Raw genomic sequence first — 17,152 nt, forward strand, 5'->3', positions numbered from 1 at the left:
GGCCTACAGCGCTGTGCACAGAGCCTTACCCACATTTGAGTGCGCAAAAAGTTGCGCAGTGCGTTTGCCTTGAATCAGCGCATTGCCGTTGCAACAGCAACCTGGCGAACGTTCACTGCGGCCGCAAAATCAGCACCCCCAGTGGTGGCAGATTCAGCGCCAGTGACAGTGGCTGCCCATGACTGGCCAGCGCCTCACTGCTGACTTCGCCGAGGTTGCCATAGTTGGAACCGGCATAGCCCTCGGCATCGCTGTTGAGCACCTCACTCCAGCGCTCACCGAACGGCACCCCAATGCGATAACCCTGGCGCGGCACCGGGGTGAAGTTGGCCACCACCAACAGCGGTTCACCACTGGCGCTCCAGCGCAGCCAGGCATACACGCTGTTGTGCGCATCGTCGCCAATCAGCCACTGGAAGCCTTGGGATTGGCAGTCCTGTTCATGCAACGCACGCTCCTGGCGGTACAGCCGGTTCAGATCGCCCACCAGGCGCTGCACGCCTAAGTGCTCAGGGTATTTGAGCAGGTACCAGTCCAACTCGCTGTCGTGGTTCCACTCTCGCCACTGACCAAACTCGCAGCCCATGAACAGCAATTTTTTGCCTGGATGGGCCCACATGAAGGTCAGGTAGGCGCGCAGGTTGGCGAATTTCTGCCAGCGGTCGCCGGGCATTTTGTCGATCAGCGAGTGCTTACCGTGCACCACTTCGTCGTGGGAAATCGGCAGGATGAAATGCTCGGAGTAGGCGTAGATCAGGCCAAAGCTCATCTCGTTGTGGTGGTAGGTACGGTGGATCGGGTCGTTCTGGATGTAATGCAAGGTGTCGTGCATCCAGCCCATGTTCCACTTGTAGTTAAAACCCAGGCCGCCCTGCTGGGTCGGCTGGCTGACCCCGGGCCAGGCCGTGGACTCTTCGGCGATCACCAGTGCGCCGGGGGCTTCCAGGGCGACGACATCGTTGAGGTGGCGAATGAAGTCGATGGCTTCCAGGTTCTCCCGCCCACCATGACGGTTAGGCACCCATTCACCGGCCTTGCGCGAGTAGTCGCGGTAGAGCATCGAGGCGACGGCATCGACGCGCAGGCCATCGATGTGAAAATGTTTGAGCCAGTGCAAGGCCGAGGCCAGCATAAAACCGTGCACTTCGGTGCGGCCCAGGTTGTAGATGAGCGTGTCCCAGTCCTGGTGGAAGCCCTCAAGCGGGTTTTCATACTCATACAGCGCGGTGCCGTCGAAGCGCGCCAGGCCGTGGCTGTCGGTGGGAAAGTGCGCCGGTACCCAGTCGAGGATCACGCCGATCTGCGCCTGGTGACAGGCGTCGACAAAGGCGGCGAAATCGTCCGCCGAACCGTAGCGGGCCGTGGGCGCGAACAACGACAGGGGTTGATAGCCCCACGAGCCGCCAAAGGGATGCTCCATGATCGGCATCAGTTCGATATGGGTGAAGCCCAATTGCTGGATGTAAGGCACCAGACGATCAGCCAGTTCGCGCCAGTTGTAGAAGCGCGCCACTTCGCCGGTGTCATCCAGTTCACATTGCCAGGAGCCTGCGTGCAGTTCATAGATCGACAGCGGCGCACTGCTGACGTGGCGGTCGCCACGGTTGTGCATCCAGTGCTGGTCCTGCCAGTCATGGATCAGCGGGCCGGCCACTTTTGACGCGGTGCTCGGTGGCAGCTCGGTAGCCCGGGCCAGGGGGTCGGCTTTGAGCGGCAGGATGCCGTCGCGGCCGAGCACTTCATACTTGTACGCCTCTCCCGCCTGCAGGCGCGGCACGAACAGTTCCCAGACGCCTGAGGCGTGGCGCAGGCGCATGGGGTGACGGCGACCATCCCAGTTGTTGAAGTCGCCCACCACCGACACTCGCCGGGCGTTAGGCGCCCACACCGAAAAACGCACGCCACTGACCCCGTCCACCGTCAGCAGTTGGGCACCCATGCTGGATGCCAGGTCGCGGTGATTGCCTTCGCCGAACAGGTAAAGGTCCATGTCCCCCAGCTGTGGCCCGAAGCTGTAAGGGTCCTCGGTGACCTGCTCGCCATTGGCCCACTGGATCTGTAAGCGATAAGGCTGCTGTTCGCTCAGGTGGGCGATAAACAACCCCGGTACCGGCTGTTGCTCCAGCTCACCCAACAGCCGCCCATCGTCGCGGGCAAGCGCCTGCACACTCAAGGCGTTAGGTAGATAGGCGCGGACAAACTGGCCGCCCGCCCCATCCGGGTGCGGGCCAAGCACGGCGAACGGATCAGCATGCTCGGCCCTGACCAGGGCGTCGATATCACGTTGATCCAGCCCGCCTTCCTCGCGCTTGCGTTGTTTCATTCAGCTTTCTCCCCAGGTACTTGTCAGGCCATGGAGACCATGCAAAGGCACGGCCAACCAACTTGGGCGGTTTTCGGCTTCGTACAGAATTTCGTAGGCCGCTTTTTCCAGGCTGAACAGTTCCAGTGCCGCTCGCTCGCCGTCGGCATCTTCCCAGGCATGGGGCATGGCCGCAGTGGCCAAGCCGTAGGCCTCGACAAACGCATGTCGGACCTGGTGCAGATAACGCCTGGCGACTCGCTGACGGGCCTGGCGGGCGTTGTCCGAGAGATCGACACTGGAGGCACTGCGCAGCACCATGGCAGCAGCATAGTCGAAGGATCGCAGAACGCCGCTGACATCCTTGTACGGGCTGTGTTTGGCCCGGCGCTGATCCAGCGGCCGGGCCGGTTCGCCTTCGAAGTCAATCAGGTAGGCATCGCCCTGCACCACCAGCACCTGGCCCAGGTGCAGGTCGCCATGCACGCGCATCATCAGCCCACCCTGGGCCTGTACGCTCAAGGCTGAGACGGTGGCCAGCAGGTCCTCGCGCTGCTGGTGCAGGTCGTCGATCAGGCGTTGGCTGTCGCTATCGAGATCGCCACGGTGGGCTTGCAACAGATCCAGGGCGTGGCTTAATTGACTGCCGATGTGCGTTGCCCATGCCTGGCAGTCCTGCGTGTTGCTGGGCCGGGGCCGGAAGGCCGGGTCGTGGCTCGGCGCTGCCAGCAACAGGTGCATTTCGCCCAGACGCTGCCCCAACATGGCGGCAAAGTCGGCCAGGTCTTGCAGGGCATCGGTATGGCCGTCGCGCTCAGACTGACCGGGCTCCAACTCATCGCGAATGGCGCGTTCGAGGTTGTTCTGGGTCCAGTCCCAGGCATCACCCTGATTACTCAGGTAGCCCTGGGCAATCATCAGCAAGTGGCTGTGCTGCGCCGTGTCGACCCGATTCATCCATCCCAGTAACGGCGAAATATTGCTGAAACCGGCCGCGGTGAGGTAGGCACTCATTTCCAATTCCGGGTGAATCCCCGGATTGACCCGGCGAATCAGTTTGAGCACCACACTGCCGCCGACCACCACCGAGCTGTTGGACTGCTCGGTGGAAAGGTAGCGCACCGGCGCATCGTCACCCAGATTCAGCGCCGCCAGTTGCTCGGTGGCATGAAACTGCAGCTCACCTTCGGCACAGGGCAAACGCTGGCCGTCGCGACATGCCGCCAGCAGCGCATGGATAAAACTGTCGAGGACAAAACCGTCGGTGATCAGCCCGACCTGACGCCCGCGCCGCACCCGGGCCAGGGCCAGCTGTTGCGGCGGTGCGCTGGTGATCTGCTCTTCAGCGATCAAGCCGAACGGCAACTGATAGCGACTGCTGTGGCCGGCGCTAGTTACCTCAAGCTCACTGAGCAGCACCGGACTGCTGGCACTGCCGAAGCGCACACCGTAAGCGATCTGCACCTGGTCGATGCTGGCATCCTTGCCCGCGAACCAGCGACGCTTGGGCAGGTACTGGGGCAGGATGCTGTCTTGCAGCGTCGAACGTGCTGGCGCTTCGAGCAGTTCTTCCATGCGTTTTTTCAGCACCAGGGTGGTGAATTCCGGCAGGCTTTGCGCCGGTTCCACGTGCCAGCTGGGCATCTGGTCCTTGTCGGCCAGCAGGAACCAATAGAACCCGTACGGCGCCAGGGTGAGCAGAAACGGCAACTGGCCAATCGGCGGAAAGGCACTGCCGCCGAGCATCTCCACCGGCACACTGCCAACGTAGGCTGACAGGTCCAGTTCAGCCGCCTGGGCAGCGCGCGATACGTTGGCGACACACAGGATGATCTCGCGTTTGCCAGTGCTATCGGTGTATTCGCGCAGGTAGGCAAGAATCCGCCGGTTGCTCGGCGACAGCATGATCAGGCTGCCGCGGCCGAAGGCTTTTTGCTGCTTGCGCACCGCCAGCAAGCGCCGGTTCCAGTTCAACAGCGAATGCGGGTCATGGGCTTGGGTTTCGACGTTGACCGAGGCGAAGCCATACAGCGGGTCCATGATCGGCGGCAGTACCAGACGTGCAGGGTCCGCCCGCGAAAAACCGCCGTTGCGATCGACCGACCACTGCATGGGTGTGCGCACGCCATCGCGGTCGCCGAGGTAGATGTTGTCGCCCATGCCGATTTCATCGCCGTAGTACAGCGTCGGCGTGCCGGGCATCGACAACAACAAGCTGCTCAGCAGCTCGACGCGTCGCCGGTCACGTTGCAGCAACGGCGCCAGGCGTCGGCGAATGCCCAGGTTGATGCGCGCCCGGCGGTCTTCGGCGTAGAAGTTCCACAGGTAGTCACGCTCGCGGTCGGTGACCATTTCCAGGGTCAGTTCATCATGGTTGCGCAGAAAGATTGCCCACTGGCAGTTGGCCGGGATTTCCGGGGTCTGACGCAAGATATCGGTGATCGGAAAACGGTCTTCCTGGGCCACCGCCATGTACATGCGCGGCATCAACGGGAAGTGAAAGGCCACGTGGCACTCATCGCCCTGCCCGGCGCCAAAGTACAGCTGGGTGTCTTCCGGCCATTGGTTGGCCTCGGCCAGCAGCATGCGGTCGGGGTAGTTGGCATCGATCTCGGCACGTATCTGTTTGAGCACCTGATGGGTTTCCGGCAGGTTCTCGTTGTTGGTGCCGTCGCGTTCGATCAGGTACGGGATCGCATCCAGGCGCAGACCGTCGACGCCCAGATCGAGCCAGTAGCGCATGACGCCAATAACGGCCTTGAGCACTTGCGGGTTATCGAAGTTGAGGTCTGGCTGGTGCGAGTAGAACCGATGCCAGAAGTACTGGCCGGCCACCGGGTCCCAGGTCCAGTTGGACTTCTCGGTATCGAGGAAGATGATCCGCGTACCGTCGTATTTCTGGTCGCTGTCCGACCACACGTAGTAGTCCCGGGCCTTGCTGCCGGGCTTGGCGCGCCGCGCCCGCTGAAACCAGGGGTGCTGGTCGGAGGTATGGTTGATGACCAACTCGGTGATCACCCGCAGGCCACGTTTGTGGGCTTCGGCGATAAAGCGTTTAACGTCGCTCAACGTGCCGTAGTCCGGGTGTACGGCTTTGTATTCAGCGATGTCGTAACCATCGTCACGCCGTGGCGACGGGTAGAACGGCAGCAGCCAGAGGGTGTTGACCCCAAGGGCGGCGATGTAGTCGAGCTTGGCGATCAGGCCGGGAAAATCACCGATGCCGTCGTTGTTCGAATCGAAGAAGGACTTCACGTGCACCTGATAGATGATCGCGTCCTTGTACCACAGCGGGTCGTCGATGAAGGCTGCCGGGCGGGTTCGCTTGGCCATGGTCGACTCCTTTCTAGAGGGCTTTTTCGATACGCCAGATAGCAAACGGCAAGTGCCAGGGTTCGATGCGCATCCATTGGGTTTTGCCGTGCCAGGTCCAGCGGTGGCCGGTCATCAGGTCTTCACCCAGGGTATCGGCGTTGTCATCCAGGCCGAGTTCCCATAGCGGTAACTCGAAATGCGCCTCCTGGGCGTTGTGTGGGTCAAGGCTGATGGCAATCAGAATGAAGTTGTCGCGCTCGGCAGTGCGCTTGCCGAAGTACACAATGTTGTCGTTCCAGGCGTGATAGAACGCCACCCCCAGGTGCGTCTGCAGCGCCCGGTTCTGACGACGGATGCGGTTGAGCTGGGCGATCTCGGCGATGATGTTGCCGGGCTGGCTGAAATCACGCGGGCGGATCTCGTATTTTTCCGAGTCCAGGTACTCTTCCTTGCCCGGTATCGGCGTTGCCTCACACAGCTCGAAGCCCGAATACATCCCCCATAAACCCGAGCCCATGGTGGCCAGGGCTGCACGGATGAGAAAACCGGCGCGACCGGATTCATGCAGGAAAAACGGGTTGATGTCCGGGGTATTGACGAAGAAATTCGGCCGGTAGCAATAGCACCACGGGGGTTGATTGAGCTCTTCGAAATAGCTTTGCAGCTCGGACTTGGTGTTACGCCAGGTGAAATAGCTGTAGCTCTGGGAGTAACCGACCTTGCCCAAGCGCGCCATCATCGCCGGTTTAGTAAAGGCTTCAGCGAGAAAGATCACCTCCGGGTACTGACTGCGCACATTGGCAATCAACCAGTGCCAGAATGGCAGCGGCTTGGTGTGCGGATTGTCGACGCGAAAGGTTTTCACCCCTTCCTGCACCCAGCCCAGCACCACATCACGCAGCGCCAGCCACAGCGACGGCACCGCCTCGGCGGCATAGAAGTCGACGTTGACGATGTCCTGGTACTTCTTCGGTGGGTTTTCCGCATAACGAATGCTGCCGTCCGGGCGCCAGGAGAACCAGCCGGGATGCTCCTCGAGCCAGGGGTGATCCTGGGAACACTGGATGGCGAAGTCCAGGGCGATCTCCAGGCCATGTTCGGCAGCCGCGGCCACCAGGCGGCGAAAATCCTCGCGACTGCCCAGTTGCGGGTGAATCGCGTCGTGACCGCCCGCCTCGCTGCCAATGGCGTAAGGGCTGCCCGGGTCATCGGCTTCGGCCTGCAGGGCATTGTTGCGGCCTTTACGGTAACGCATGCCGATCGGATGAATCGGCGGAAAGTACAGCACGTCAAAGCCCATATCGCGGATCATCGGCAAGCGCTCATGGACATCGTTGAACGTGCCATGGCGCTGGGGATCATCGGTGATCGAGCGCGGAAACAACTCATACCAACTGGCGAACAGCGCCTGCTGGCGTTCGACATCCAACGGGTATTCGGGGCTGCGGCTCAGATAGGTACGATGATCGGCCTCGCGCATCAGCAGCGCCGTTTCTGCCTGCAGCAGCCGCGCGACCTGCGCCTCAGATGCCAGGCCCGGCAGCGCCTGGTGCAGCGCCTGTAGCTGTTCACGCAACAGGCCGTGACTACGCTGGATACTCTGTTCGAGCAGCAGCAACCCTTCTTGCAGCTCCAGCTCCACGGCCAGCCCGGCGCTGAACTTTTTCTCCAGGTCGTGGCAAAAGGTGGCAAACGGGTCGATCCAGGCCTCGATGCTGAACAGGTAACGCCCCTGCTCCGTGACACTGAACGGCGCCTGCCACAGGTCATTACCAGCAAAGCTCATCGGCACGCAATGCCAGCGCCGGCTCGCGGCCTGACGCCAATTGAGCATGACCGCCAGGGTGTCGTGGCCATCGCAGTACACCTTGCTGCTGACCTGGACCTTCTCGTTGACCACCGCCTTGACCGCAAACAGGCCGCCATCGAGCACGGGTTGCGTGTTCTCGATCACGATCCGCGGCTCCAGCAAGGCCTGAGAGAGGCTCACGGCCTGGTCGGGGTGATCGTTTGCCGGGGCGACGCGGTCGGTTTCGAAGGGCTCATCGCGGGTCATCGATCCTTGCTCCGTTACGAGGTGGCAGTAAGAGTTCAGAGCGAGCCTGTGGCGTGGGGTTCAAAAAAAATGAGCGATTGAGGCGCTGTGCAGTCCAAATGCACGAAGTCCGCTCATGCAGATCCCCATTGCGAGGTCAGGCTATGAACATACCTATTCCGGCTGAAACACCCGATCCGAATATAGACGACCCGACACTGCCGCCTGCGGTGCCGGAGGAAGATCCCGATGAACTGCCGATCAAGCCGACACAGCCACCCAGTGTGGGTGACCCGCCGGTGGAGGAGCCGCCGTTGAAGGCTGGGCGCTGAGGGTAGGAGCGGGCTTGCCCCGCGCTGCGATGTGACCGATGGTCCGCTATCGCGGGGCAAGCCCGTTCCTACACAGAGCCGCGCGAATTAGCGGTTACTCAGCTCTTCGATGCTGATTTCGCGCATGCGGAATTTCTGCACCTTGCCAGTGACGGTCATCGGAAATTCATCGACAAAGCGGAAATGCCGTGGGGTTTTGAAGTGGGCAATGCGGCTTTTGCACCACTGCTGCAGTTCGATCTCGCTGGCGTTGTGCCCGGGATGGAACTTGATCCAGGCAACGATTTCTTCACCGTAGCGCTCATCCGGAATGCCGATGACCTGGACATCAGCCACCGCCGGGTGCGTGAAGAAGAACTCCTCCAGCTCGCGCGGATAGATGTTCTCGCCACCGCGAATGATCATGTCCTTGTTACGCCCGGCGATGCAGACATAGCCCGCCTCGTCCATGGTCGCCAGGTCGCCGGTGTGCATCCAGCCTGCCGGGTCGATGGTTTCGTGCGTGGCGTCGGGGTTGCCCCAATAGCCGAGCATCACACTGTAACCACGGGTGCACAGTTCACCGATCTGCCCGCGCGGTACGACGCAGCCGTGTTCATCGACAATCTTGCTTTCCAGTTGTGGCTGCGTGCGCCCAACGGTCGTTACGCGCAGTTCCAGCTCGTCTTCCGGGCCGGTTTGCAGTGACACCGGGCTGGTTTCGGTCATGCCGTAGGCAATCTGCACTTCGCTCATGTGCATCTGGTCGATGACCCGGCGCATGACTTCGATCGGGCACGTGGCGCCGGCCATGATGCCGGTGCGCAGGCTGCTCAGGTCGAATTCGCCGCGCTGCGGATGGTCGAGCATGGCGATGAACATAGTCGGCACCCCATACAGTGCCGTGGCCTGCTCTTGCGCGACCGTGTCCAGGGTCAGCAACGGGTCGAAGGCGTCGTTGGGGTAGATCATGGTGCTGCCGTGGGTCACACAGCCCAGGTTACCCATGACCATGCCGAAGCAATGGTACAGCGGCACCGGGATCACCATGCGGTCCTGCTCGCTCAGGCCCAGGCTTTCGCCCACCATGTAGCCATTGTTGAGGATGTTGTAATGGCTGAGGGTCGCGCCCTTGGGGAAGCCGGTGGTGCCGGAGGTGTACTGGATGTTCACCGGCTGATCGAACTGCAGGCTGTGCTGACGTGCCTGATAGTCGGCCAGCGAGGTCTGCTCGGCCAACGCCGACAGCTGTGCCCAAGGTAGGAATCCCGCCGGTGGTGCGTCATCCAGGCTGATCAGGCCACGCAGATCAGGCAGACGTTCACCGCTGACCTGCCCTGGCTGCTGTTCGGCAAGACTTGGCAGCAGTTCTGCCAGCATGGCGTGGTAATCGGACGACTTGAACGCCCCGGCGCAGACCAGCCACTGGCAGCCGGACTGTTTGAGCACATATTCAAGTTCGCTGGTGCGGTACGCCGGGTTGATGTTGACCAGGATCACGCCGATCTTGGCGGTGGCAAACTGGGTGATGCACCACTGCGCGCAGTTCGGCGCCCAGATGCCCAGACGGTCGCCGGTCTTCAGACCAAGCGCCATCAGCGCCCTGGCGTGGCGATCTACACTGTCAGCTAATTGCTGCCAGCTGTAGCGTAGTTGCTGGTGACGCACGACCAGTGCCTCGCGTTCGGCGAAGCGCGACACGGTGTTGTCAAACGCCTGGCCAATGGTCATGGCCAGCAAGGGCTTGTCTTGACGCCCTTGGGTATAACTCGGTTGATTCATGGCGATCCCTTGTTGTGGTTGTTCTGGGAGCTGATTCAAGCGGGTCTTACTCTGGCGCATATTTACGTTAACGTAAAGGTCATGATGCGATTGACAGTTCATTGTCTCAGGTTTACGTTAACGTAAAGGTGATAGCTGATCGCGGGGCAAGCCCGCTCCCACAGGAACCACACACAACTGTAGGAGCGGGCTTGCCCCGCGAATAACTCCAAGAACAATCAAAGAAGGTGCCCGCATGCATTATCCAACCCTGAACTTCGCCCTGGGCGAAACCATCGACATGCTTCGTGACCAGGTACAGTCGTTTGTTGCTGCAGAGCTGGCACCGCGCGCCGCACAGATCGACCAGGACAACCTGTTCCCCGCCGATATGTGGCGCAAGTTCGGCGAAATGGGTTTGCTCGGCATTACCGTCAGCGAAGAATACGGTGGCAGCGGCCTGGGCTACCTGGCTCACGTGGTGGCCATGGAAGAAATCAGCCGGGGTTCCGCTTCGGTCGCCCTCTCCTACGGCGCCCACTCCAACCTCTGCGTCAATCAGATCAACCGCAACGGCAACGCCGAACAGAAAGCCAAGTACCTGCCCAAGTTGATCAGCGGCGAACACATCGGCGCCCTGGCCATGAGCGAGCCGAACGCCGGTTCCGACGTGGTATCGATGAAGCTGCGCGCCGAACAACGCGGCGACCACTTCGTCCTCAACGGCAGCAAGACCTGGATCACCAACGGCCCCGACGCCAACACCTATGTGATCTACGCCAAAACCGACCTGGACAAGGGCCCGCACGGTATTACCGCGTTTATCGTCGAGCGTGACTGGAAAGGCTTCAGCCGCAGCAACAAGTTCGACAAGCTGGGCATGCGCGGCTCCAACACCTGCGAGCTGTTCTTCGACAACGTTGAAGTACCCAAGGAGAACATCCTCGGCGTGCTCAACGGTGGCGTAAAGGTACTGATGAGCGGCCTGGACTACGAGCGCGTGGTGCTCTCGGGCGGCCCGACCGGGATCATGCAGGCCTGTATGGACCTGGTGGTGCCTTATATTCACGACCGCAAGCAGTTCGGCCAGAGCATCGGCGAGTTCCAGCTGATCCAGGGCAAAATTGCCGACATGTACACCCAGCTCAACGCCAGCCGCGCCTACCTGTACGCCGTGGCCCAGGCCTGTGACCGCGCGGAAACCACCCGCAAAGACGCCGCTGGCGTGATCCTCTACACCGCTGAGCGTGCAACCCAGATGGCCCTGGAAGCGATCCAGATCCTGGGTGGCAACGGTTACATCAACGAGTTCCCGGCTGGCCGTTTGCTGCGTGACGCCAAGCTCTACGAGATCGGTGCTGGCACCAGCGAAATCCGCCGGATGCTGATCGGCCGTGAACTGTTCAATGAAACCCGCTGAGCAAAAGGACTAGGCGCCCATGGCTATCCTGCACACCCAGATCAACCCGCGCTCGGGCGAATTTTCCAGCAACAGCGCGGCCATGCTCGAACAGGTCCAGGCCCTGCGCACCTTGCTGGCCAAGGTCCATGAGGGCGGTGGCCACAAGGCTCAGGAGCGCCACACGTCGCGCGGCAAGCTGCTGCCGCGCGAGCGCATCGACCGCCTGCTGGATCCCGGCTCACCCTTCCTGGAGATCGGCCAACTGGCGGCCCATGAGGTGTATGGCGAAGACGTACCGGCGGCGGGCGTGATTGCCGGCATCGGCCGGATCGAAGGCGTTGAATGCATGATCGTGGCCAACGACGCCACGGTCAAAGGCGGCTCGTACTACCCGCTGACGGTGAAAAAGCACCTGCGTGCCCAGGCCATCGCCCTGCAGAATCGTCTGCCTTGCGTGTACCTGGTGGACTCCGGCGGTGCCAACCTGCCACGCCAGGATGAAGTGTTCCCGGACCGCGAGCATTTCGGCCGGATTTTCTTCAATCAGGCCAACATGAGTGCACTGGGCATTGCCCAGATCGCCGTGGTCATGGGCTCGTGCACCGCTGGCGGCGCCTATGTGCCAGCCATGGCCGATGAAGCGATCATGGTCCGTCAGCAAGCCACCATTTTCCTCGCCGGCCCGCCGCTGGTCAAAGCCGCGACCGGTGAAGTGGTGAGCGCCGAAGACCTTGGCGGCGCCGATGTACACTGCAAAACCAGTGGCGTTGCCGACCATTACGCCGACAACGACGAGCATGCCCTGGCCATCGCCCGGCGCTGCGTGGCCAACCTCAACTGGCACAAGCAGGGCAAGCTGGCCCAGCAAACCCCGATTGCGCCCCTGTACGACGCGCAAGAGCTGTACGGCGTGGTGCCTGCAGATGCCAAGCAACCGTTCGATGTGCGTGAAGTCATCGCCCGTCTGGTAGACGGTTCGGTGTTCGATGAATTCAAAGCGCTGTTCGGTACCACCCTGGTGTGCGGCTTCGCCCACCTGCACGGTTATCCGATCGCGATCCTGGCCAACAATGGCATTCTGTTCGCCGAAGCTGCGCAAAAAGGTGCGCACTTCATTGAGCTGGCTTGTCAGCGCGGTATTCCGTTGCTGTTCCTGCAGAACATTACCGGTTTCATGGTCGGGCAGAAATACGAGGCTGGCGGCATCGCCAAGCATGGCGCCAAGCTGGTGACCGCCGTGGCCTGCGCCCAGGTACCAAAGTTCACGGTGATCATCGGCGGCAGCTTCGGCGCTGGCAACTACGGTATGTGTGGCCGCGCCTACGACCCACGTTTCCTGTGGATGTGGCCGAACGCGCGGATCGGTGTGATGGGTGCCGAGCAGGCAGCCGGTGTACTGGCTCAGGTCAAGCGCGAGCAAAGCGAGCGCAGCGGCCATCCGTTCAGCGCCGAAGACGAAGCGCGGCTCAAACAACCGATCCTCGACCAGTACGAACACCAGGGCCACCCCTACTACTCCAGCGCCCGCCTGTGGGACGACGGCGTCATCGACCCGGCGCAAACCCGCGAGGTTCTTGGCCTGGCGCTGTCTGCGGCCCTCAACGCACCGATTGAACAAAGCCGTTTCGGCATTTTCCGGATGTGACCATGAGCGACTTCACTACCCTTGAGCTGATCAAGGACCCCCGTGGTTTCGCCACCCTGTGGCTGAGCCGGGAAGACAAGAACAACGCCTTCAACGCCCAGATGATCCGCGAGCTGATCCTGGCCATCGACCAGATCGGTGCCGACAGCAGCCTGCGCTTTGTCTTGCTGCGTGGCCGTGGCCGGCACTTCAGCGCTGGCGCCGACCTGGCCTGGATGCAGCAGTCTGCGGCACTGGATTACAACAGCAACCTCGACGATTCCCGCGAGCTGGCCGAACTGATGTACAACCTGGCCAAGCTCAAGGTGCCGACCCTGGCGGTGGTTCAGGGTGCAGCCTTCGGCGGTGCGCTGGGTCTGATCAGTTGCTGCGACATGGCCATCGGCACCACTGACGCGCAGCTGTGTCTGTCGGAAGTGCGTATTGGCTTGGCCCCTGCGGTGATCAGCCCGTTCGTGGTCCAGGCCATGGGCGAGCGCGCGGCACGGCGCTATGCAATCACCGCCGAACGCTTCAGTGGCGAGCGTGCCCGCGAGCTGGGCCTGCTGGCAGAGGCCTATCCGGCCGCCGAGCTTGAACAGGCGCTCGAACAGTGGATTTCCAACCTGCTACTCAACAGCCCCCAAGCCATGCGTGCCAGCAAAGAGCTGCTGCGCGAAGTGGGTCACGGTGAGCTGACCCCAGCGTTGCGCCGCTATTGCGAGAACGCCATCGCCCGCATCCGTGTCAGCCCCGAGGGACAGGAAGGTTTGCGCGCTTTTCTGGAAAAACGCAGCCCGGCCTGGCAGGCCGAACCGTCGAACAAGGAGCCGCGCTCATGACCCGCACCCCGTTGACCACCCTGCTGGTTGCCAACCGTGGCGAAATTGCCTGCCGCGTCATGCGCACAGCCAAAGCCCTGGGTCTGACCACCGTTGCCGTGCACAGCGCCATCGACCGTGATGCCCGGCACAGCCGCGAAGCCGACATCCGTGTTGACCTGGGCGGCGCCAAAGCCGCTGAAAGCTACCTGGACATCGACAAACTGCTGGCAGCAGCCAAAGCCAGCGGCGCCCAGGCGATTCACCCGGGCTATGGCTTTCTCTCGGAAAACGCCGGTTTTGCCCGCGCCATCGAACAGGCCGGGCTGATTTTCCTCGGCCCACCGGCCAGCGCCATCGACGCCATGGGCAGCAAATCGGCGGCCAAAGCCTTGATGGAAACCGCCGGAGTACCGTTGGTGCCCGGTTACCACGGCGAAGCCCAAGACCTGGAAACTTTCCGCGCTGCCGCCGAGCGCATTGGCTACCCGGTGCTGCTCAAAGCCACCGCTGGCGGTGGCGGCAAAGGCATGAAGGTCGTGGAAAGCGAAAGCCAGCTGGCCGAAGCCCTGGCCTCGGCCCAGCGTGAAGCACAGTCGTCGTTCGGCGATGCGCGGATGCTGGTGGAAAAGTACGTACTCAAGCCACGCCACGTCGAGATTCAGGTGTTCGCCGACCAACACGGCAACTGCCTGTACCTCAACGAACGCGACTGCTCGATCCAGCGCCGTCACCAGAAAGTCGTTGAAGAGGCCCCTGCCCCGGGCCTGAGCAGCGCCCAACGCCAAGCCATGGGTGAGGCGGCGGTCAAGGCTGCCCAAGCCATCGGTTATGTCGGTGCGGGCACCGTGGAGTTCCTGCTCGACGCACGTGGCGAATTCTTCTTCATGGAGATGAACACCCGCCTGCAAGTTGAACACCCGGTTACCGAAGCCATCACCGGCCTTGACCTGGTGGCCTGGCAGATCCGCGTGGCGTGCGGTGAGCGCTTGCCGATCACCCAGGACCAGGTGCCGCTCAACGGCCATGCCATTGAAGTGCGCCTGTATGCCGAAGACCCCGCCAACGACTTCCTGCCAGCGACCGGACATCTTGCGCTGTACCGCGAGTCGGCCCCCGGTGAAGGACGCCGGGTCGACAGCGGGGTCAGTGAGGGCGACAGCATTTCGCCGTTCTACGACCCGATGCTCGGCAAACTGATTGCCTGGGGAGAAACCCGCGAACAGGCTCGCCTGCGCTTGCTGGCCATGCTCGACGAATTCGCCATTGGCGGTTTGAAGACCAACATTGCCTTCCTGCGCCGCATCCTCGCGCACCCGGCCTTTGCCGACGCTGAGCTGGATACCGGCTTCATTCCGCGTTACCAGGAACAATTGCTGCCGCCTGCGCAGCCGTTGTCTGCGCTGTTCTGGCAGGCGGCGGGTGAGGCATTCATCCAGAGCCAGCCGCTGACAGCACGCCAGGATGACCGCCATTCACCGTGGGCTGCTACCAACGGTTTCCGTGCCGGGGTACCTGCGCAGATCAGCCTGCACCTGAACTGCGAGGGCCAGAATCAGGCCCTGAGCCTGGTGCGCGCCAGCGCCTCGCCGTTCACCCTGGTCGGCGAGCAGTTGCAGGTTGATGCCGAGGGTATGCGTCAGCGCCACCTGGCGATCCGCCGCGACAATACGCTGTACCTGCAGTGGCAAGGCGAGCTGCACGCCGTAACCGCCTACGACCCGATTGCCGAAGCCGATGCCAGCCACAGTCATCAGGGCGGCCTCAGCGCGCCTATGAACGGCAGCATCGTGCGAGTGCTGGTAGAGCCAGGCCAACAGGTTGAAGCAGGTACCGCGCTGGTGGTGCTCGAAGCCATGAAGATGGAACACAGCATCCGTGCAGCACAGGCCGGGACCGTCAAGGCGCTGTTTTGCCAGGAAGGTGAGATGGTCAGCGAAGGGACCGTGTTGGTGGAGCTGGAAGAGGCGTAGGACCGGGTAATTCCGGGTGGCAACTGTCTTGCACCACCTGTGGGAGCGGGCTTGCCCCGCGATAGCGATCTTTCTGTCACATCGCCTCGCGGGGCAAGCCCGCTCCTACAGTTTCAACAGCACTTGTACGACGATACCGAGCACTTGCGTCTGCTCGGTGAACAACGCCTTGGGATAGGTCGGGTTCAGCGGCTTGAGATAGCGCTGACCACCCTCTTCGATCAATTGCCGAAACACCACCGCGCTGCTGTCGGATGCGCGGGCAATCAGCAGCTTGCCCGGCGCCGCGCTTTGGCCGGTATCGACCAGAATCAGCATACCTTGCGGCACACTCAAGCCCACCGGCGCGGTCATCGCGTCGCTTTCCACCCGCAACCAGAAGCCCCGCCCCAACGCCGCATGGTCGCTTGACTGGCAGTCGCCGGCGTCTGCCGGGGTTTCATCGAGGCTGTCCCAGCGCAGAATCGGATAGCGAAAATACAATTCGTACCGCTGGCCGTCAGCACCGGTTACCGCTCCGGGGAAGGCACTGTCACCATACGCCGCGCTGTCTTCGCGCAGTTGATGCGGATAGACCATGCGCAGTGGCGGGAACCCCACTTCCACCAGAATCTGGTTGAGCACCCGCAGTTTGGGCTCACGACCGCCGCGCAGCCAATGGCCTACGGCGCCTTGAGTGACGCCGATTCGTTCGGCGAGGTTTTCCTGCGTGATCTTCAGTTCACGCATTCTGGTTTTAACCAGATCAGTCCAATTATCCATCGCTGGCACGATACGGACTGCCCTTCGGCGCTCAATACACAAATTGTAGTATTTAAAGATTAGTAGCAACTACAAAACGTATTAATATCGCGCACGACGCTAAATTGTTCACCCACAAGGCAGGTAGCCGCATGAGACACCCCACCTCTGAAAAGGACATCCCCCTGGACAACGAATCGCTGAGCAGCAGCGATGCCGCCCGGCGCGCACTGGATTTCTACTTGAACCCCAGCCCGCCCACCGAGCCGCTAGCAGACTGCTGGCTGGTGCCGCGCGAAGGCCTCGACGACGCCCAGGCCACCGAACATGCAACCCAGCTACTGCGCTGCGCCGCAGCCACGGCACAAGAGTCGGCCAGTGGCTTGCAGGGCATGCAGCGCGACCTGGCGTTGACGGTGGTGCACATGATCAACATGGCCAAAGCGGTGCTCGAACACCTGCCCGCCACTGATCCGCGAAGTTAATTTACTGCGTGGGAGATAAGCGTGAATGTCGCTGCAACAACGGCAGCAGAGCCGTTGGTTGAACGAGGGGGCGCATTCGGTAAAAGTTTTTTACGGAATGGGAGAAAAAATCATTTGACTTGCAAATGATAACGATTATTATTGCTCACAACTGGTCGCGAGACTGGTTGGATAAGCTGAAAGCCCTTAGGTCGGACTCTCAGATTATCTCCTCATCAGGCTAATCACGGTTTTTGACCCGGCTTTTTGCCGGGTCTTTTTTTTGGCTCTTCAGGCTAATGAAGGCGGGTGTTGCTTGAATGGCCGCGATGATAGCAAAGGAATGTCGCATGGTGAAGCCGCGTACGCTGCTTTGCAGAATTAGCACTTGAGAATCAATCTC

11 protein-coding genes are annotated in these 17,152 nt (G+C 61.6%); 6 read left to right on the top strand and 5 right to left on the bottom strand.

Going from position 1 to position 17,152, the window contains the following annotated elements; all coding sequences use genetic code 11:
* Positions 1 to 112 precede the first annotated feature (112 nt).
* Genes glgB through ACP6KB_RS15060 form a run of 3 tightly spaced genes read right to left on the bottom strand, consistent with a single transcriptional unit; the run spans position 113 to position 7,673 of the window.
* Positions 113 to 2,323, bottom strand: a complete 2,211-nt coding sequence (gene glgB, locus ACP6KB_RS15050) for a 1,4-alpha-glucan branching protein GlgB (protein ID WP_442107766.1) — start codon at positions 2,321 to 2,323, stop codon at positions 113 to 115.
* Complete coding sequence (gene treS / locus ACP6KB_RS15055) at positions 2,324 to 5,635, bottom strand: maltose alpha-D-glucosyltransferase (RefSeq protein WP_442107768.1); 3,312 nt, start codon at positions 5,633 to 5,635, stop codon at positions 2,324 to 2,326. It abuts the gene before it with no gap.
* A gap of 13 nt (positions 5,636 to 5,648) precedes the next feature.
* On the bottom strand, positions 5,649 to 7,673 hold the full coding sequence (locus ACP6KB_RS15060; protein ID WP_442107770.1) for an alpha-1,4-glucan--maltose-1-phosphate maltosyltransferase: 2,025 nt from the start codon (positions 7,671 to 7,673) through the stop codon (positions 5,649 to 5,651).
* A 143-nt stretch (positions 7,674 to 7,816) separates the two neighbouring features.
* Here ACP6KB_RS15060 and ACP6KB_RS15065 point away from each other — a divergent pair, with 143 nt between their 5' ends.
* Positions 7,817 to 7,984: a hypothetical protein gene (locus tag ACP6KB_RS15065; RefSeq protein ID WP_442107772.1), complete on the top strand. Its 168-nt coding sequence runs from the start codon at positions 7,817 to 7,819 to the stop codon at positions 7,982 to 7,984.
* A gap of 87 nt (positions 7,985 to 8,071) precedes the next feature.
* On the opposite strand, the gene ACP6KB_RS15070 is transcribed toward ACP6KB_RS15065, so the two are convergent.
* Positions 8,072 to 9,745 (bottom strand): AMP-binding protein, encoded by a 1,674-nt coding sequence (locus ACP6KB_RS15070; RefSeq protein WP_442107774.1) that lies wholly within the window; start codon positions 9,743 to 9,745, stop codon positions 8,072 to 8,074.
* A gap of 235 nt (positions 9,746 to 9,980) precedes the next feature.
* On the opposite strand from ACP6KB_RS15070, the gene ACP6KB_RS15075 reads away from it, so the two are divergent.
* From ACP6KB_RS15075 to ACP6KB_RS15090, 4 genes are read left to right on the top strand one after another with little or no spacing between them, the layout of a single operon-like run.
* Entirely contained in the window at positions 9,981 to 11,144 is a 1,164-nt protein-coding gene (locus tag ACP6KB_RS15075; protein WP_442107776.1) for an isovaleryl-CoA dehydrogenase, read from the top strand.
* A 19-nt stretch (positions 11,145 to 11,163) separates the two neighbouring features.
* Positions 11,164 to 12,771 carry a carboxyl transferase domain-containing protein gene (locus ACP6KB_RS15080; protein WP_442107778.1) on the top strand — a complete coding sequence of 536 codons (1,608 nt, stop codon included), beginning with the start codon at positions 11,164 to 11,166 and terminating at the stop codon, positions 12,769 to 12,771.
* A gap of 2 nt (positions 12,772 to 12,773) precedes the next feature.
* A complete protein-coding gene (locus tag ACP6KB_RS15085; protein WP_442107780.1) occupies positions 12,774 to 13,592 on the top strand; it encodes a gamma-carboxygeranoyl-CoA hydratase in 819 nt (272 codons plus the stop codon).
* On the top strand, positions 13,589 to 15,544 hold the full coding sequence (locus ACP6KB_RS15090; RefSeq protein WP_442107782.1) for an acetyl/propionyl/methylcrotonyl-CoA carboxylase subunit alpha: 1,956 nt from the start codon (positions 13,589 to 13,591) through the stop codon (positions 15,542 to 15,544). Before ACP6KB_RS15085 ends, ACP6KB_RS15090 begins: the two co-directional genes overlap by 4 nt.
* Positions 15,545 to 15,649: 105 nt before the next feature.
* On the opposite strand, the gene ACP6KB_RS15095 is transcribed toward ACP6KB_RS15090, so the two are convergent.
* A complete protein-coding gene (locus tag ACP6KB_RS15095) occupies positions 15,650 to 16,273 on the bottom strand; it encodes a S24 family peptidase (protein WP_442107784.1) in 624 nt (207 codons plus the stop codon).
* Between the two features lie 164 nt (positions 16,274 to 16,437).
* On the opposite strand from ACP6KB_RS15095, the gene ACP6KB_RS15100 reads away from it, so the two are divergent.
* A complete protein-coding gene (locus tag ACP6KB_RS15100; protein WP_442107786.1) occupies positions 16,438 to 16,770 on the top strand; it encodes a DUF6124 family protein in 333 nt (110 codons plus the stop codon).
* The last annotated feature ends 382 nt before the right edge of the window (positions 16,771 to 17,152 follow it).

Origin of the sequence: Pseudomonas sp. NUPR-001 (assembly GCF_052147955.1) — a bacterium.
Classification (GTDB): Bacteria; Pseudomonadota; Gammaproteobacteria; order Pseudomonadales; family Pseudomonadaceae; genus Aquipseudomonas.

What these genes read in the sequence shown, in the direction of transcription:
- ACP6KB_RS15100 (WP_442107786.1), top strand. Translation starts at nt 16,438, where the DNA reads ATGAGACACCCCACCTCTGAAAAGGACATCCCCCTGGACAACGAATCG.
- ACP6KB_RS15080 (WP_442107778.1), top strand. Translation starts at nt 11,164, where the DNA reads ATGGCTATCCTGCACACCCAGATCAACCCGCGCTCGGGCGAATTTTCC.
- glgB (WP_442107766.1), bottom strand. Translation starts at nt 2,323, where the DNA reads ATGAAACAACGCAAGCGCGAGGAAGGCGGGCTGGATCAACGTGATATC.
- ACP6KB_RS15095 (WP_442107784.1), bottom strand. Translation starts at nt 16,273, where the DNA reads ATGCGTGAACTGAAGATCACGCAGGAAAACCTCGCCGAACGAATCGGC.
- ACP6KB_RS15090 (WP_442107782.1), top strand. Translation starts at nt 13,589, where the DNA reads ATGACCCGCACCCCGTTGACCACCCTGCTGGTTGCCAACCGTGGCGAA.
- ACP6KB_RS15060 (WP_442107770.1), bottom strand. Translation starts at nt 7,673, where the DNA reads ATGACCCGCGATGAGCCCTTCGAAACCGACCGCGTCGCCCCGGCAAAC.
- treS (WP_442107768.1), bottom strand. Translation starts at nt 5,635, where the DNA reads ATGGCCAAGCGAACCCGCCCGGCAGCCTTCATCGACGACCCGCTGTGG.
- ACP6KB_RS15070 (WP_442107774.1), bottom strand. Translation starts at nt 9,745, where the DNA reads ATGAATCAACCGAGTTATACCCAAGGGCGTCAAGACAAGCCCTTGCTG.
- ACP6KB_RS15085 (WP_442107780.1), top strand. Translation starts at nt 12,774, where the DNA reads ATGAGCGACTTCACTACCCTTGAGCTGATCAAGGACCCCCGTGGTTTC.
- ACP6KB_RS15065 (WP_442107772.1), top strand. Translation starts at nt 7,817, where the DNA reads ATGAACATACCTATTCCGGCTGAAACACCCGATCCGAATATAGACGAC.
- ACP6KB_RS15075 (WP_442107776.1), top strand. Translation starts at nt 9,981, where the DNA reads ATGCATTATCCAACCCTGAACTTCGCCCTGGGCGAAACCATCGACATG.